The following is a 17,362-nucleotide window of genomic DNA, read 5'->3' as shown; positions in this document are numbered from 1 at the left end:
CGCCGAGGCGATCATTCAAGGGCAGTTTCCGACCAAGGAAGAGTTTCTGCAGTCCCAGGACATGCGTGAGTTCGCTTCCTGGATGCCTATGCTAAGAAATCTGCGAGCGATCACGACTTGGACGTGGAACCTCGAAACCGTCGACTTTGCCGAACAGGTCAAGCTGACGAGCGATCCGGATGTTTGTGCTCCATGTGTGTTCCCGCACTTAGAAGCCGGCAGGGCAAAAGCTCTGCGTGCTCGCGTTCTAGCCAACACGAATACGAGTGCGCCTTTACTGCTTGCGGCGGGCCGGGAGCTGCTTCTGGATGACGAGGTCTTCTCGCGACTTCACGGCGACGAGCGTTGGCCGAAGAATTTCACGTGGAATCCGAAGACCGGAAGATCCGAGGACCGGGTCGAGAAAGCTGAGCCGCACTGCGCAGCAATCGTCACATCCGCACCTACCGAAGCCGGCACGCTGAGTGTTCATGAGGCGGTCTTCCTGCCCCTCTCAAAAGGACGATTCGACGACACGAGTTGTGGTGGAAGTTTGCATTTTAGGCTGATCCTCCACGGCCAGTTTTTCTTGGACGCCGGACGGAGAGAGCTGTATGAAGCGGGCAACAGCGGAGACAGTCTGCAAGAGACTTGGAACAGGCACCTGCTGAACAACGGCGTAACAACCCTTGTATTGGCCGCGTTGGCCGACTTCGCCGGTACCGATGGTGTTTCTCCCGACGATATCTGGAATCTGACCGATGCCCTGCAACGCTCTCAGTTCTTTGCCGAACACCGCCGAAGCATCTGCCGCGACCAGAATTGGGTTCGGCGCCTAACTTTCGGCGACGACGACTGGGCTGGCTGGCAACTCGCCGATCCCGCTTGCGGGCTTCTGGTCATCCCGACGGTCGGCAGTACACCGGACGTGGCTATCGAGACATTCCCCTCGCTTCCGACGATGAGTGAGCGTCTGGTGCTCGTTGAGGATCAAAGCCCGCGACTGTCACGCGAAGATCCGTCGCAATGGCGTATACGGAACGTCGAGTTGGAGCAGTTGCTGTCTTCCATGCCGGTGGCCGCATTCACCGGCCCAAACACGCTCGCCTACTTGACGGAGTTCCTGGGTCTTGAAATTGGTCCCTTGCCCGACGCGGCTCGGCAAACCCTGGTTTCTAAGGCATCGGAGGCAATCGCTCATAAGGGAATCGGCGCGTTTCGCGAATTGGGTGTACCGCTCAAACGCTTATTGCGACACCTCGGCGAAGAGGCTTGGGTGCGATTCGGACCGGTGGACAAAGAATCGGCTGCGGTCTATCGCGACCTCAATCGACTTGGGCTCCGACACATTGTGCTTCCGGGAGAGTTGACACCGGACGACCTAGCTGGCGACTCCTTCGCGCTGGACGAACTGGAAAGGATCCTATCATGGCTTGCCGGTTCGGCCGCGAATCGACCTGTTTTGCGTACTTCGGCGTTGGCATTCCGTGCCATTGAGGCCGCCTCAGGATCGCTCGAGGAGAAGCTCGCCGCAGTGGGAGACTATCGCGTGCTCCTGGTAAGAGACGGGACGGATCATGATCCCGAACAGTTGGTAAGTTTACGCGATCTGAACGAAATGCTCGAGTCGGACCGGCTGTTCGGGGGAAGCTCTGCCCTGCTTCGTGCCTTGCAGCGATGCCTGAAAGAGACGCGCGTGTACAGTCTTGTGGCACCTCGAGATTCGCAACCTTTCAGCATACTGTTCGGATTAGCTCACGAACGCAATTGCAACGTAGACGCTTGTGTGCAGCTTCTCGATAGGCACAAGCCGACATTGGCTGAGCCAAAACATCGAGTGGAGCTTCTCGAACGAATAGCCCCCAACGGCACAGAGAGCCCATCCCCGGAACGGCTTAGGGCCGTTCGGTTCCTATTGCACGGCGATTCCAACCACGGAGATGACGTCGGCACAGCATTGATGGTGCGCTCCAACGTCAAGCACGCCGAACCCATCGCCAAGCTCGCCAGAGCCGCGCTTCAGCATCGCGAGTCGGAATGGAGATGGATCGCTGACAGCCTCGGCCGCCGTCTCAACGCGGATCAACAAGATACTCTCGGCTTGTCGCCGGTAGACGTAGATGTCTTGGAGGCTCTCTTACGCGAGACAGGAACCGATTGGCTTCACGATGTTGAGTTCAGCGCGGACGAATCGCGTATCTTCCTCCAGGAGATTCGGGATCCGATTTTGTGGCGCAAGCTCCCTTTCCATCAAACCGTTGACGGCAGGTTCGTCTCGATCGAGGCCTCCGGCGTCTACATGCAATCGTCAGCCGACACGCCAATCCCAACAGAGCTCTCGCGCGCTGTCACGATTATCGAACGCCCAACCAGTAGAACGCTCCTGGAGAAATACGAGCGGAACGGCGTGCAGTACTGGGGAGACGTGGCCACAATCGAGATAGCGCTGGAGCAACGTCGGCCTGACGAATATGCGGAGACGATTCTCGACGCCATCTCGCGGCAATGCCAAGCGGACGGGAAGATTCCAGTCGATCTTCTCCGGCGCATCAGGGAGACGAAGTGGCTTCCAACACAGTCGGAGTCAGCCGTCACACCAGCGGAGGTTATCCTCCTCCCTCAACTGGAAGAGGAACTGCAAAGGCTACTCGCGGACCCTGACGTCGGGCATGCCTTTGCTTGCGCGTTGCATCTTACTCCGCCAGTTCGCGAACATCCCGCCTTTGGGATGCTCAGGCAGCGCGGGGTCTTCCCCGGTCGCCGAGAGAGCCTTCATCTGCTTGCTGTTTGTCTCGGTGCAAGCAGCAAATACCGCGTAGGCCGTCTTGAGGGTATCGAGACCAACGCGGCAGGCTTCGGTTCGCTCCTTTCGGCCTTTGATGGGGTGGCAACCGATGTTCTCCCCGCGCTGACGTTCCTTCGCCCGTTCCGACGCGAATTCGAGGATGAGCTCGACTCGATCGCGGAGACCGTGCTGCCCGAATTGCGTGGACAGCTGTCCACAGACACCATCATTGGTTGCCTTAGGGCGATCAGCGAGCGACACATAGTTGAAACGCGGCGGCGAGGCGGCGCACGTCTCGTCGTCTTTCGCGCATACCTCAGTTTGCTCCTCAGTCACCCTGATTACGACCCAGCACTTCTTGAGAGCGTTTCGCTACTGAATCGTGCGGGAGAATGGAGACAGCCCGCCATCCTGTGTGCCCGCGCGGAGGGCATCGACGATGAATGGCTGCTTCTGGAGGAGTGGGCAGACCTGTTTCACGACGACGAACGGGCTCGGCCTCTGGCGGACGCGGTGGTTCATGAGGAAGAAGAGGCGGTTGAATCGGCTGGGACGGAAGCACTTCTAACATACGCTCGAAGATGGGAGGGATACGTAGATCGCAGGCTCATGGGTGGGCTACTCGGCTTTTTCGGAGACGAGCCGGCTGTAATCCAGCGAGCGTCGGAGTTGCTTCACCCCCGTACGCTCAAGAACTCTCGTGACGAAGTTGAATGGCCGCTCTTTGAGCACTCGAAAATGATCGGCAACAACGAGAATGTGCACAAAGTCATGGCCAAGCAGCGTTTCAGCGTATCTCTCACGAAGGACGATTCCGTTCGGCGAATCCCAAACCTAGTGGGCGGATGGTTCGATGCCCGCGTCGGGGGACCGATCCATACGGTATTCGCGGGATCGCTGTGGCCGACATCGCGAGGCGTGCCACCACAGCCGGGGTACCGTGTGAAGGCGATCGCGCTTCGCGAATTCGACCCGGGCAAGCTCACGCCGCAACGACGGCGAGAAGTGCTGTTCGAGTCCCTTCGAACCCTACTGGACGAAGTATACAATCGTAGACCAACCAACCTCCGTGCCGTGTGGGAGAGTCTCGCGGAATCAAACCAGCTTGAGTTGGAAGTCATACAGGACCATCTACTCAAGAACGCATGGTTCTACTTCCAGCAGCTCGGGAACCGCAAACTCAAGACTCTCGAGGCGCTGCTCCGAGAGCATGATGAGCTCTCGTTCCAGGAGAGTGAACTTCACCACTCCTCGGCTCCAAGAGCCCCGGACGAGCTCCAACGAGTCCAGCATGCATTGGCATCGCTTCCGTCGCGACTCAAGGACTTGCTGGAAGCCGACGAGGAAGTGCAGAAAGATACGCTGGGTGCCGTGCGAGCCAAAATGGCTGACTTCGAGTATTCGGAGCGTTCAATTCCATTCGAGCTTTTTCAGAATGCCGATGATGCCAGTTCGGAGTTGGCGAAGATGTTGAGAGCCTCGACTCCGGACATATCTCAACGAGCTGTGTTGATCTGTACCGATGAAACGCTCGTGTTTGTTCACTGGGGACGGCCCATCAACGAGTTCAGTCGCGGTGACTTCCCGGCGGAACGCGGTCGCAACAGCGGCTACGATCGTGATTTGTGGAAGATGCTGATTCTCTCGGCATCCGAAAAAAGCGAGCGAGCGGAATTCGTGACCGGGAGATTCGGCCTCGGCTTCAAAGCGGTCTTCTTCGCCACAGATTGTCCTCGCATTCTCAGCGCGAACTTGGGATTCAAGGTAGTGGGTGGATTCTTCCCACGCCGGCTGCCGGAGTCCGAACGGGAGAATCTGCGCAGCTACACCCACGCGTACGATGGACACGGCATGGAGAGTACCGTCGTCGAGTTGCCCCTCCTGCCGGGCAAGGCCACGATGGTTTCCGCCGCCGTCCAAGCGTTTTCGGAGTGCTTGCCGATTACGTTGGCGTTCTCCCACCGGATCAGAGAATGCAGGATCGTACTGGGCGACGGAGTGGACGATTGGTATCGGATCCAGGAGCAACCGGTGACGGGCTGCGCCGGCGTCTATGCAGCCTGCGTTACAACGGAGGGGCCTGGATCCGGATACGCGGAACGCCGCGCCTTGGTATTCCGTGCGGAGAATGGCGGCGCACTATTTATCGATCTCGAACCACTCGGTGTGCGTGCTTTGGAGGGCTCGGTACCCAGCTTTTGGGTCACGGTCCCGACGCAGACGCATTTTGGCGCCGGAGTCGCTGTTCACGGCCCCTTCGATCTCGACGTGGGTCGGAGCCAGTTGGCTCAATCGGAGCGGAATGTAGTCCTTTCCCGGACTTTGGGTGTGTCGGTCGGGCGGCAATTGGTTGAGTTGTTCGACGCGGCCGAGGACTGGCCGTCCGCCCGAGAGCAGCTTGGTCTCGCGGCGGACGCCACGGCACAGGGTTTCTGGTCATCCCTTTGGGAAGTGCTGACGCGACGAAGCATTCTGCGTAACGACCTATTGCGAGAGTCATTATGGCGAGCCAACTGCGGAATACATAGGCTTGCGACCGAACGTCGTGCGGTTCCGACGTCCCTTGGATCGGCCTACAACTCGCTAACGAGCATTCGGGATATCCGGGCGGAGGTCGTCGGAATTCTCGACGCCGACCAGCAGCTCTTTTCGAAGGTAACACCTTGGGCGTCGTTCAATCGCAAATGGCGGCCGAGAGAACTCGTCTCTTCAAGCCGATGTTGGCGAGTCTTCCGCGAAGCAACCGAGACTCCCGCGGAGATAGCAACGGCAAGTCTGATGTCGGTGCTCGATGATGAACTGAACAACGTGGAAGTTGATCCCGAATCCGCTGGCCTCGTCGGCGCTGTTGTCAGCCAGTCCGCGATGGAGAAATGGCGAAACACCGCCGAGTACACAGACGAGGTGGAGGAGATCGCCACGCTGCTGGCCGATCTTAGATTCCGAACGGCTGGAGGCGGATGCGCCTATGCGAAAACGCTGGTTACGCGACAGGCTGGTGGTGATGAGGCTCGGCGGGCTGCTTTCGCCCCGAAGGAATGCACCCTGAGCCCTGATTACGGCGGGGCGGGGGTCGAGTTTTTCTTAGCTGCCCGATCCAAACTGCACGCGCCGCCAGTCGAGCTCGCCAAGTGGATTCTCACCGCCGAGACGGATGCGTCCCGACAAGCCGGCCTGCGGTACTTGCTTGACGGAGACCTAGCCCAGCAAGTCGCACAGCAACTGCGCGATTTGCGTGAAGGAACGTGGCTCGAGGGCTTGACCCCCGACGAGCTCCAGGCGTTTGGCTTCCCCGAGGCAGAACAGGACCGATTGCTCGTCACGGTAGGTACGGAACGCGGGGAGCTGGTGCGCCTGTTGGGTGATGGAGCTGGGATGGCTGGTGTCGCAGGAATCGCTCCGCCAACGAATCCGACGTCGGTCCTACGAGCAATTCACGATTGGTGGCAGGCCGCCGGCAACGGCGAGCTAGAAAAGTATGAAGCGCGACTCTACCCGGACGGCGTGTTTCCGTTGCAGACGACCGAAACGGATACGCTAGATCGCATCGGCTGGCTGAGCATGTTCCTGGTTGCCTGCACGCAAACGAGCGGTCGCATTCAGGATACCCAAAGCCGCGAGTTTCTTCGGCTGTGCCAGCGGCGGGGTTGGTTGGAGAATCTGGGCCGCGCGGAAACGGAGCCCGGTGAATGGGTACGTTCGTGGATCGAATATGTGAGCAACCAGACTGATCGTATCAAATACCTGCATTGGGCGAAGCAGTTGGTGAGCCTGAGCGTCATAGCCCATTGGCTCACCGAGTATGTGGAAGCATTGCGAGCCATCGATGCCTTCTCGCAGGATTTCCGACTCGACGAAATAATGAATCCTCGTTCAAGCGCGGCGTTCTCCGGAGGTGGTCCGGACGCCCCTCCGCTCGAGCCGCTACTCGGTATCGGTCAGTGCTTGCTCGTGCGCGAATTGGTGCGGCACGGCATGGTTCGTAATCCGCTATCACACCGTTGGTGTTTCGTCCCGCAGCAAAGAACGCGCAATCTGGTCGCGCGCCTCGGTGGACCCAATTGGAGTCCACACGACGGTCGAAAGTGGGAGTTCTCAGCTGACATCTTCGGTTTCCTCTCCCAACATCTCGACGATGCCACCTTCAACAGCGCGTTTGACATCCCATTGATGATCGTCGCGGAACGCGACGACCTCTGGGAGCAGTTCCTGGATGAAGCCCGACCGGACGATGACTCCTGGGAGGAGACGTGACCGATGGCCCAATCGAGTTTTGAAGTAGGCAGTGTCGTACGGCATCCCAAGCACGGCATCGGCGCCGTCCGCGCGGACATGGGTGCGACCGCCGTCGTTCGGTTCGGCCATGGCGTCGAAGAGTGCGACAAATCCCTGCTGAACCGCTTGCCCTCGTTGGTGGAACGCTCGGCCAGATCTCCCTGGGACGTTCCGCTTGAGGTTGTCAACCGGATTCAGGCGGAGGCGATCATCTCAATCAATGACGCCTGGGGCGTCTTCGCCCGGTCCCGAATAGACCTTCTGCCACACCAACTGTGGGTTTGCCGAGAAGTGAATAAGGACTGGCCCGCGAGATGGCTGGTGGCCGACGACGTGGGGCTTGGCAAGACGATTGAAGCAGGGATCATTCTCACCGCACTGCTTTCCGGCGGCCGCGTAAACCGGTTGCTCGTGATGTGCCCGGCTTCGTTGGTGGAGCAGTGGCAGCAGAGGCTGCGTACCATGTTTGACATCCGGCTGGCCGTCTACACACCGGGCGCGGATACTCAGAGAACCGATTTCTGGCATACGCACAGCCAAGTCGTTGTCTCGATGCATACCCTGCGCGCCGACCACAAGGGAAGGCACGATCGACTGTTGGAATGCGAGCCGTGGGATCTGCTGCTGGTGGATGAATCGCACCACCTCAACGCTGACGAGAAGGCCGGTCCGACTCTTGCGTACGAACTCATCAAGAAGCTGGAGGATCACAACAAGATCAACTCCATGATCTTCTTCACCGGGACGCCACACCGCGGAAAGACATTCGGCTTTCTGGCACAGCTTCATCTTCTTCGACCTGACCGCTTCGATCCACGTCGACCGCTTCGGGAACAACTGCCTCAGCTCAGAAGCACTGTCATTAGGAACAACAAATACAACGTAACCGATCTCAAGGGCGTGCGACTATTCAAAGAGCCATCGGTCGATATGGCTACGTATTCTTACTCCGCGGAAGAGCAGCTTTTTTACGACATGCTCACGGAGTTCATCTTGAAGGGCAGAGCCTATGCCGCCAGGCTCTCCCAGGCTGATGCCAGCGCGGTGATTCTTGTCCTAATTGCCATGCAGAAACTGGCGTCAAGCTCCGTCGCCGCCATTCGGCGCGCGATCAAGGGCAGGTTGGACCGCGTCCACAAGGGACGGAGGCGCGTGACCGAACTGAATGAGCGACTCGAGCGTTACCGGCATCTCCTTGATGCGGACGGCGGTGATGAAATCGCGAAAGCGGAAGAGGAGCTCGCAAAGCTCTCTTCATCGCTCCGTCTAATGGAGGACGAGGAGACCGCGCTCAAGCGATTGCTGGAGGTTGCGGACGCTGTCCCTGGAGAAACGAAGATATCCCGGCTGCTGGAGATAGTAGAGGAGCGTTTCGCGCACCGCTCCATCCTCTTCTTCACAGAGTATAAGGCAACGCAGTCACTTCTGATGTCCGAACTCATTTCGCGATTTGGCAATGACTGCGTCACCTTCATTAACGGAGACGAACGTGCAGACGAGGTGAAGATGGCCGATGGCGCTATGCGAAGCCTGAGTGTGCCTCGCGATGTCGCGGCGGATGATTTCAATTCGGGCAAGGTGAGATTCTTAGTCTCTACGGAAGCGGCGGGGGAAGGCATTGACTTGCAGGAAAACTGCTACACGCTGGCTCATGTGGATCTTCCCTGGAACCCGATGAGACTTCACCAGAGGGTCGGTCGCCTAAACCGGATTGGCCAGCATCACCGCGTCGAAGTGATATCGATTCGCAATCCCAGTACGGTCGAGGCGCGCATTTGGTCGAAGCTCGATGAGAAGCTGAATCGTATTAACGAGGCGTTTGCCCATGTCATGGACACGCCCGAAGACCTGAAACAGCTTGTTCTCGGAATGACATCATCGCAGTTCTTTGGACGCCTGTACTCGGACGCGATCGAGAAACCAGAGGAGCAGCTCGCGAGCTGGTTCGACGAACAAACTGCAACGTTCGGCGGTGAAGACGCCGTGCAAGTAGTGGAGGCACTCGTTGGTAGTGTGCATCAGTTTGATTTCCAGAAGGTTTCGCCCCGCCTTCCACAGGTTGATCTGCCGGACCTTCGCCCATTCGTTGAAGCAGCCCTCATGGTTAATGGACGGCGCGTCGCAGCAACCGACGAAGGGATTAGCTTCAACACGCCGGATTCATGGCGTGTAAGCCCAGCCGTCCGAACGAAGTTCGAGAGGATGATCTTCGACCGACAGGACAGATCGACCGGTGCGGCTCAGCGTCTGCTTGGCGTCGGTCACAAACTCGTGGACATCGCCCTTGCGGAGGCTGCGGGACGGGACGCTACAGTCGCGGTCATACCTTCGACCATACTGGAGGCGCCGGTCATAGCCGTGCGGATTCAAGATCGCGTGACCGACGGACCTATCAAGCGTCCGATCGTCGTCGGAGTGGTTTTGCACCCGGACGATTCCGCGCCGACTGTGTTGCCCGACTGGAAACTGCTCACTTTGGTCAATGAGCTTCCCTGGCGCAAGGAAGTAATGAAGAAGGCCGAGACCGCGGCAGCGCCGGAGCGCTTGGCCGAGGCAATCCAGAGATCGCTTGAGGAGGTGGGTAGCCAACTTCCTCAGCTAGCGGCCGGTTTCCGTGTCCCCGAATGCATCGCTGTCGCCGCCCTTTGGCCCGGCTAGTCAGGCCGCCACGGCGAGGGCTTCGTCCAAGAACGAGCGTTCTGATGCATGGCGTGATCGGACGCGCTAAGCGCAGCGATCTACCAATCAACCGATCCCATTTGTAGCTTTCGGAATCAACAGGCTGTCGCTCTGCGCCAACGAATGCCAGCCTGGAGAGCTGGACGTCGTAGCGCTGAGCTTCGACGGATTCACACATCACCGTGCAGTTTCTCCGGACAGCTGTTTCCAGACTTCCCGATAGTCGGAGCCTGACATCGTCGCACCTGAGGGAGCTGCTGACCCCCAGTCTGCATCATCAAGCGACTTCAGGAAGTCCCTGGCTGACTTGACTGTTATCTGTCGGTCGCCAGCGGTGGATTGATACCGTTGTCCAAGCGGCTCGGCGACGGACCGCGGGACAGCGTTCATTCTGAGCAGCACAGCCGGCTCGGTTCGCACGCCATGGTAGACCATCGATGGCAATGTGTTGATTCGTTGCTGGACATCCTCTGGCAGGCTCTCGAAATCCAAGCCGGACGTGGGCATCTTGCTGAGTGCCGACAGACCCCATGGACCAGAGTTGCAGAGCGTCCGGTAGACCGCCCTGCAGGCGTTCGAGATTGCCGTTGTGATATCTTGCGTCTCAGCCTGGAAATACGTCTCCGCGATCTTCTGCAGGGATTTCCCGTTTACCCAGTCCGAAGTTAATGCGGCAATACGCTTGCTGGTCATCCCGCTGCTGGTGATCTTCTCCAGTGAGCCGCGCAGTTCTCCAACCTTGAGCATCACACCGATCAGGTTGGGCAATGACGATTGCCTTAGCGAGCCGAAAAGACTCGACGGCTCCCAGTCGGCTGGCGTGAGACTCTGCTCGAGATCAGCTAGCTCCAACATCGCAGCACGGACGCCTTCGGGGGCAAACCCCGTCGAGTCTGCGAGCGTCGCGTTCTCCGGATGCCGGGTCAATTCCTGCACGTACCCTCGCGTTGCGCTGAGCAGCGCGTCCGCCTTTGCAGAATCCGCGGCCGTTCGCGTCGCTCGCAAGCAGCCGTACCCATACGTGCTGCGAAGTAGGCCATCGGTTTTCGACAGTACAGCATTGATGTCCTGCTCCTCGCGATACAGATGAGCGACATAGCACCGAAAATCCCGCCACTGATCTTGGGCAAGGACCTGCGTGAGATTCTCAAGCTGCCCCTGTCTTTGAACATCGTCCAGCAGTTGCACCAACCGCGAAACGAGGTTACCTGTCACTTGTTTCACGTATCGCGTCAAGCCTGCCTCGTTGTCGCCACTTGCCAGACCGACAACGCCGACGGAGTCCTGCCCGATTCGTCCGGCGCGGCCAGCGAGGTTCCAGAATTCGCGGGAGCTCATCTCTCTCCCGTATGGATACTTGTGAGACGACAGAAAAACGGACGATACAGGGAAGTTGATCCCCTGGGCGATGGTTGTCGTGGCGCACAAGACACGAAGCATGCCTTCTTCGGCGAGCCATTCAATCAACGAACGAACTTCATCCGATAGTCCAGCATGGTGTACCGCCACGCCACGCTCAAGCATGTTGATCAGCTCGAATTCCTGACTGATCTCCGTCTGAAGAAACCGCTGGACGAGGCCGATTTGCTGCGGCACCCGGTCGAACGGCGAGCAGTCTTTCGCAACTCGACGCGCCATCGACCAGACATGGTCGATTCGATTGGCGATGGCAATGCTGGTGCCCCGTTCCGAGAAGACCTTCGCCATGGCACCGGCTTGAACTGACAGGGAGCTTCTCGCTCCACTCCAAGGGATGGTCAGTGGCTTCACTCCATCGACACGGTGATTTCCCCTCAGGTGGAGCGTCTTTGGTGACGTTACCAGAGTCTTGAATATCAGGCGCCAGCCAGCGCGCTGGCTGTCATCTTGAGTCGCATGGAACAGCCCGACGATTCGATCGTTTGGCCTCCAGGCACTCGTGCCGATGCTGATCGCCTTGCCGGCGTCAGCACCCAGCCACTTCGCCAGATCCTCGGCATTCGGAACCATAGGTGTCAGCAGCAGGAAGTTGGCGCGAGCACATTCGCGACGGATAGTGGCTAGCAGCAACTCGATGCGCAACCCCCGTTCTTCGTCCTCGATGTTGTGGGCTTCGTCCATGACGAGCAGCGCCAACGGCCGCTGGACCTTCGCGTTCCTCATAACGAGTTGCAGCTTTTCCGGCGTACTAACGAGCACCTGAAACGAGTTTGCCGGTTCGTCAGACGTCAGCATGGCGTCTTCGAACGCATCAATCTCGATCGCCCCGGTCAGCTGCTCCACAACGATGCCGAACGGTTCCAGATCTCGACGTAGCCGTCGCGTGATCTGAGACACAAGGGCGCGGGTTGGGGCTACATACGCGACCCAGCCACGATCTTGGTCGAATTGGTTCAACGCCTGCAGCATGCGGAATTCGGCAAGCAGCGTTTTGCCGCCCGACGTCGGCAACTCGACAACGATCGCGCGATGAGCCTGGTCCAACAGTCCTTGTTCTTGCAGGGCTGCCCGTTGTGGAGGCAGCAGCTCGAACATCGGCTGCCCGCTCTTCGTTATGCTCTCGATAAACTGTGTGACACGCGAGTTAACCGCGCCGGTGACCCACCACACCGACCCGGCGACCATCCGCCGCGCGGTCACATGCAGCCACCGCAGAAGGACTTCGAATGGAGCATCTTGTGAGCCTGGCGCGGCATCTATGGCAGATTCAAAGTGCCGGTCCAGCGGTTCCTTCACCGAGGTTGGCGTGCCCTGAAGCATGTACGTTGCCAACAGCTCCGTCGCCTTGGCCCAGTGGTACATCGCCACCAGGCGCATCGCCATCGCCCGGTCCTGATGCCTGTTCCCATTCGAGAGCACCGCGGCCTCGTGTTCACGTTGATCTTCGCGTAGTCCGGCAATGATCTCGCGAACTCGATCAAGGTCGTCCCAACTGCGTTTTCGCAATAAGCGAACCCAGCAGTCGAATAGGCGGTAGAGAATCCGCCGGTCCCACGAGATACCGGCGACCGTTGGCACGCCGACGTGATCTTCGTTCTCGGCAAGCCAACGCCGCAGGTCTGACCACCGGTCCCCGCAGTAAGCCAGAGCAGATACGTGGAGCACGTGAAACAACCGCTCTTCGTCCTTTGAAGGGATGGGCAAGAGACGTCGAATCTCGAACGCTCGCCACGCACCAGCATAGGCACGACTCTGCAACACCCGGCTCTCACTATCGGTACCCGGATGCAGGAGCGCTTCGATGCCCTCGGTTGCAGCAACTTCATAGGCCATCGAGAGACGCTCAAGCAAGTCGGTGTCTGTCTTCCTGTCCTTGAAGACCAGCGCCATCTGCTTGCCCATGGCAGTCCGGACAAGACGAGCCTTGGCGACTTCCAGGCCGCGGTCTCGACCGCTCTCGCCAACGGCGAGCACTGCCCAGTGGTTGTCGACGGCCAGGAGAGCTTCATCAGTTACCAGCATCTGCTGCGCCCTCCTCGTAGAACTCTGCAAAGCCGGAGATGGAGCCCGCCGGGAAGTAGATTGCCAGCAGCTCGATCGCCATGCTCGCGGGACATTCTCTTGCGAGACTTACTGATCGCGCCCGAAGATCAGCCTCGTCCGGCGGTACGTCACGGATCATCACGCCGAAAATCGAGACGTCCGTACTATCGCCCAGGTAACGTGACGCAGCCGATTTCCACTTATCGTGCCAATCCGAGCCATTTGCGCGCATGCCAAGATAGCGAAACAGGTCGTTTCGCAACCGTTGCGAGTCTCTCAGGTCCTCCATTTGCTGCTTCAGGCCTGTCCGCCCATAGACTGCCGACGGTGGGTATTTGGCTTCGTACGACGTTTTCACTTCGCCGTATGCGAATCGATAGGGGTTCCCTGCGTCATCTGTTTTTTGGACACCGGCCAGGTCTGCTCCCGGCAGGCTGGAGCCGCTCTTGCGCTCATCCCACTTGTCGGGCCATGGAAACAGACATTCCCGGTATTCCGTCAGGTAGCATTCACCGTATGCCTCGCCAACTCTCCAATCTTCAACGTCGGTGTCCTCGTCGAGAATCGCCTGGAAGTTGCCCTTCTGAAACCCGGTGAATTCGATCGTCGCAACGGCGTCCTTGAGCTTCTGCTTCCCGGCGGCATCTTCGACTAGCTCACGAACCGGGCCGTCGAGAGCACTGTCTCGTTCGTCCGCCGTCACCGATTGACCCCGTGCCACGACCGCCGCGGCGTCAATATTGTAGACCTCGGCTCCGGCGGCGATGGTCATCTTCGCGCCTCCCCCGTGGCGCTACGTGTGCGCCGGCGTGCCCGCATTTCTTTTCCATTCGCCCGCTCACCGAGCCACTGGTCAATGGCCGCCTTATGAAAACGCCAGCGCTTGCCCACTTTTTGCCCGGGGAGCTTGCCATCCCCTACAAGTTTGTAGAGCGTGGACCGGGAGATCTTCAAGTACTCGGCGAGTTGCTCGATCGTCAGGATGTCGCTGGGTTCTCGCACTCCTGAAAGCTCCCAGGGCGGTAGATCAGCCCCGCCCACGATCAGACGGCGATATTGTCCGTAATTGGCGGATTTTCGCAAGCGCCGCGCCCATTCTCGCGCCCTCCGGGCTGGCGGGCAGGCACACCCTTGCCAGCCTCTCGCCCCACCATAGATGACGGCCAGCCTGCCCGGCTGGACGTCGAGGCGTTGGTCTGGTCTCGCGCTGGTCGACCTCGGTCCCGGCCAGGGTGGCCCAGTTCGCTGCGAGTCCGCGCTTTGCCTGAGCTTCGGCCTGGGTAGCGCTCGAAGCAACCTTCGGGGGCACAATCCGGCGGTCTCCCCAAGAACGGACGGTGTCTCGCGAGCAGCGACTCTCCAGCTTCTCTTTCGTGTCAACCTCGCTGGTTTCTGCTTCGATGTGCTGCGCGATCAGCGGTTGGTCGCGGATCTGGCGATCGACCCGGTCAGCCAGAACACCGGGCCCGAGAACACCCCGGGGTGGCTCACTGTCACGCGAGGATCCGCACGGCCTGCCGATGGCGGCCGGACCGGTCCAGAGGGCGAGAGAGCGCATCTTTTCGCTGGTTTGGCGTCATGGCGGCCGCATCCGTCGCTCAGATGTTCCAGCCGCTGCTTCGCGAGCTCAACCGCAATCACGTAATGGGCATGTACCGCGACGACCGCGGCCGCGCGCGGTAGTCACCGTGCCCCACGCACACGGCCAACGTGCACAAGTCGGTGGACGAGATCCGCTGCATCATCGACTGGCTGGTCGAGAAACGCGACGCCCCGCAAGCCCGGCCACGAGCACCGTGAGCCCGCCAGCCGCCCCCCAAACCCGCCGCCGTCCCGCGAAGCTCCCGCGTCCCCGGTCTCCGGACGCAACCGCCACGCTGGCCTCGATAAGTGCGGATTGGGCGGATTCGCTGTATACTGGTTCTGGTCGTTCAAGCGGCTCTGACGACACAAGAGAGTGGTTCTGATGTCGATTCTGCCCATCCTGTTCGTTCTCGCCCCCCTCGCGATCTATCTGGTCGTCGCCCTCCGGAAGGGCCGAACTCCGGTGACCGCCGACGAGTTCTTCGAATCGCGCGGCCTCATCTCGCCATCAGAGTTCGCCAACTCCTCCGTCGCCTACGGCTTCCAGATCGCCTCCGTCAGCGTCTTCTTCGCCTTCGGCTTCTTCTACGGTCTCGGGGGAATCGTCAATCCCCTCTTCTGGGGCATTGGCATCCTCTTCTTCATGCTCGTCGTCGGCAAACTCGGCGAATTCTTCGGGACGACACAGACGCTTCACGGGTTTCTCGGCAAGCGGTACGACTCTCGCGCCATCGCAGTCATCGCCTCGTTGATGACGCTGATCGGCTTCCTCGGCGCATTCACCGCCGAGCTCGCGTGGGGCAGCTACGTACTGGCGATCATCAGCCCGAACCCATGGTTCATCGGCATCTCGATGACTGTTATGGCCGCAATCGTCGCATGGTACGTGACACGGGCGGGTAACCTCAGCGTCGTCAAGACAGACCAATACCAGCTCGTTTTCGCGCACGCCGCGTTCGTCGTCCTCGTTGTATTTGCCATCACACTCCTGCACTGGCAGAGCGCACAGGCGAAGGCGATCGGATTCATCCTCTCCATTGCCACAGCTGTTATGCTGGCTCTGGTCGCGTTTTCCATCATTCGCCAGCTTCGTGACAAACGCGAGCCCGGCATACCGGATGTCGGCCGGTCCATCTCACTCATCATTCTTGCGATGATGATCCTCGGGGGCATCGTCAGCGTCATCAATGCGGTGATCTTCTCCTCATCACTCGATGCGATGAGGACGGCCCTGGAAGACACCCGCCTCTACGATTTCAACCAGGGCACGTTCAATCTACTGAGTGTTGCGCTCATGCCGCTCTGCTGGCAGTTCGCCGATGTCACGATGTGGCAACGTCTCGGCGCAACACGGCTGCCACCAGCGGACCACCCGAACCGTTTCGGCGCGATCAGGAAGGGTCTGCTGCGGTACGCGATCGAGTCACCCATCACATGGCTCCTGGCAATCGTCGCCGGGGTTGCATTGCGCTACGCGGACCTCGGCCTCACCGATGAGTCGATCTGGAACGGTGTCGCGGAGATTCCTGCCGTAATTCTCGCCGCTCAGACACCTGTCGGCGTGTTCGGGCAGTATCTGATTGCAAGTCTCTTCGCTGCTGGAATTGTCGCCGCCATGCTCTCTACTGCGGATTCGTTCCTCATTGCCGGCGCGTTCACACTGGCGTATGACCTCGCCCCGAGGTTTGCAGGCGGCGAACGAGACCTCATCGAGCGCCACCCCGAGCGTGCCCTGCGTCTTGGGCGCATCGCATCGGTCGTCTTCATCATTGCCGGCCTCGGATCGTATTGGGTCGCGACGTGGTTTGGATTCGACATCCTGTCGATTCTGTTCGGTGCATTTGCTGCGCAGGTGTCACTGTTCCCAGCAGTGTTCGGCACGATTATCCTGCGCGAGCGGGCGCCCTCCGGCGGCTGGGCTGTTGCGAGTGTCCTCGCTGGTTTCGCCGCAGCAACCTCGGCGCTCATCGTCGCGCTGAATGACGCGACGTGGGCGATGTATCCGCCGCTGTTCGCGCTCGGCTCCAGCGCGCTAATCTACTTGGTAGGGGTAGCACTACGCCCTTTAGCACGCGACTCGAATTCGGCTGAGGCAGACGATGTCTAAAAAAAACAAAACGAACCCCTTAGCTGCTGCGTACCCAGTGGTAATCGCGTACGGCGCTGTCCTGTTGTCAATTGCCCTGCCGCTCGCCTTTCTCGCCTTTGATTGGTTTCCGAATGATCGCTTTTGGCTTCACTGGGAAGTCACATCACTTGCGATTATGGCCGCCTATATGGCCTACAGTGTCGTTTATTGGTTCTGGCTACCACCCAAGTTGGCAAATCTCCTTCCGAGCCAAGCAACACACTTGATTCGCCTGAGCTCATTTATCGGCGCGTTGTTACTTGTGCTGGGCGCATTTGCTGCCATTCTGGAGTGGGGGCCACGGTGTCACACTGGAATCCTGCTGATCGCCGTTGCTCTGATGTTATTGACCATTGATCGGGTAAATAAAGTGTATTGCTTGAACCGATATTGTCATGCATGAGACCCCTAGGCACAGCGGAGGAGTTGGAGCGGCGTCGCCTGCGAGCCATGACGCTGCTGGACAAAGG

General features: G+C 59.3%; 7 protein-coding genes. 4 read left to right on the top strand and 3 right to left on the bottom strand.

Annotated elements, in window-relative coordinates; translation table 11 throughout:
• Positions 1–88 precede the first annotated feature (88 nt).
• A complete protein-coding gene (locus tag J5J06_06310; protein ID MCO6436685.1) occupies positions 89–7,018 on the top strand; it encodes a hypothetical protein in 6,930 nt (2,309 codons plus the stop codon).
• A gap of 3 nt (positions 7,019–7,021) precedes the next feature.
• Complete coding sequence (locus tag J5J06_06305; GenBank protein ID MCO6436684.1) at positions 7,022–9,697, top strand: DEAD/DEAH box helicase family protein; 2,676 nt, start codon at positions 7,022–7,024, stop codon at positions 9,695–9,697.
• A gap of 198 nt (positions 9,698–9,895) precedes the next feature.
• Here J5J06_06305 and J5J06_06300 read toward each other — a convergent pair whose 3' ends face one another.
• The 3 genes from J5J06_06300 to J5J06_06290 are packed head-to-tail and all read right to left on the bottom strand — an operon-like array spanning position 9,896 to position 14,182.
• Positions 9,896–13,159 (bottom strand): DEAD/DEAH box helicase, encoded by a 3,264-nt coding sequence (locus J5J06_06300; GenBank protein ID MCO6436683.1) that lies wholly within the window; start codon positions 13,157–13,159, stop codon positions 9,896–9,898.
• Positions 13,146–13,952: a hypothetical protein gene (locus J5J06_06295; protein ID MCO6436682.1), complete on the bottom strand. Its 807-nt coding sequence runs from the start codon at positions 13,950–13,952 to the stop codon at positions 13,146–13,148. The genes J5J06_06300 and J5J06_06295 overlap by 14 nt, the downstream gene beginning before the upstream one ends.
• On the bottom strand, positions 13,949–14,182 hold the full coding sequence (locus J5J06_06290) for a helix-turn-helix domain-containing protein (protein MCO6436681.1): 234 nt from the start codon (positions 14,180–14,182) through the stop codon (positions 13,949–13,951). The genes J5J06_06295 and J5J06_06290 overlap by 4 nt, the downstream gene beginning before the upstream one ends.
• 1,045 nt (positions 14,183–15,227) lie before the next feature.
• Between J5J06_06290 and J5J06_06285 the strand changes: the two genes are divergently transcribed.
• Both J5J06_06285 and J5J06_06280 read left to right on the top strand, forming a co-directional pair.
• Positions 15,228–16,871: a hypothetical protein gene (locus J5J06_06285; GenBank protein MCO6436680.1), complete on the top strand. Its 1,644-nt coding sequence runs from the start codon at positions 15,228–15,230 to the stop codon at positions 16,869–16,871.
• Positions 16,864–17,295, top strand: a complete 432-nt coding sequence (locus tag J5J06_06280) for a hypothetical protein (GenBank protein ID MCO6436679.1) — start codon at positions 16,864–16,866, stop codon at positions 17,293–17,295. The genes J5J06_06285 and J5J06_06280 overlap by 8 nt, the downstream gene beginning before the upstream one ends.
• The last annotated feature ends 67 nt before the right edge of the window (positions 17,296–17,362 follow it).

The organism is Phycisphaerae bacterium (genome assembly GCA_024102815.1).
Classification (GTDB): domain Bacteria; phylum Planctomycetota; class Phycisphaerae; order UBA1845; family UBA1845; genus JAGFJJ01.
The sequence above is the reverse complement of the archived record's forward strand: the minus strand, read 5'-3'. Positions and strand labels throughout refer to the sequence as shown.

What these genes read in the sequence shown, in the direction of transcription:
- J5J06_06310 (MCO6436685.1), top strand. Translation starts at nt 89, where the DNA reads ATGCTAAGAAATCTGCGAGCGATCACGACTTGGACGTGGAACCTCGAA.
- J5J06_06305 (MCO6436684.1), top strand. Translation starts at nt 7,022, where the DNA reads ATGGCCCAATCGAGTTTTGAAGTAGGCAGTGTCGTACGGCATCCCAAG.
- J5J06_06300 (MCO6436683.1), bottom strand. Translation starts at nt 13,159, where the DNA reads ATGCTGGTAACTGATGAAGCTCTCCTGGCCGTCGACAACCACTGGGCA.
- J5J06_06295 (MCO6436682.1), bottom strand. Translation starts at nt 13,952, where the DNA reads ATGACCATCGCCGCCGGAGCCGAGGTCTACAATATTGACGCCGCGGCG.
- J5J06_06280 (MCO6436679.1), top strand. Translation starts at nt 16,864, where the DNA reads ATGTCTAAAAAAAACAAAACGAACCCCTTAGCTGCTGCGTACCCAGTG.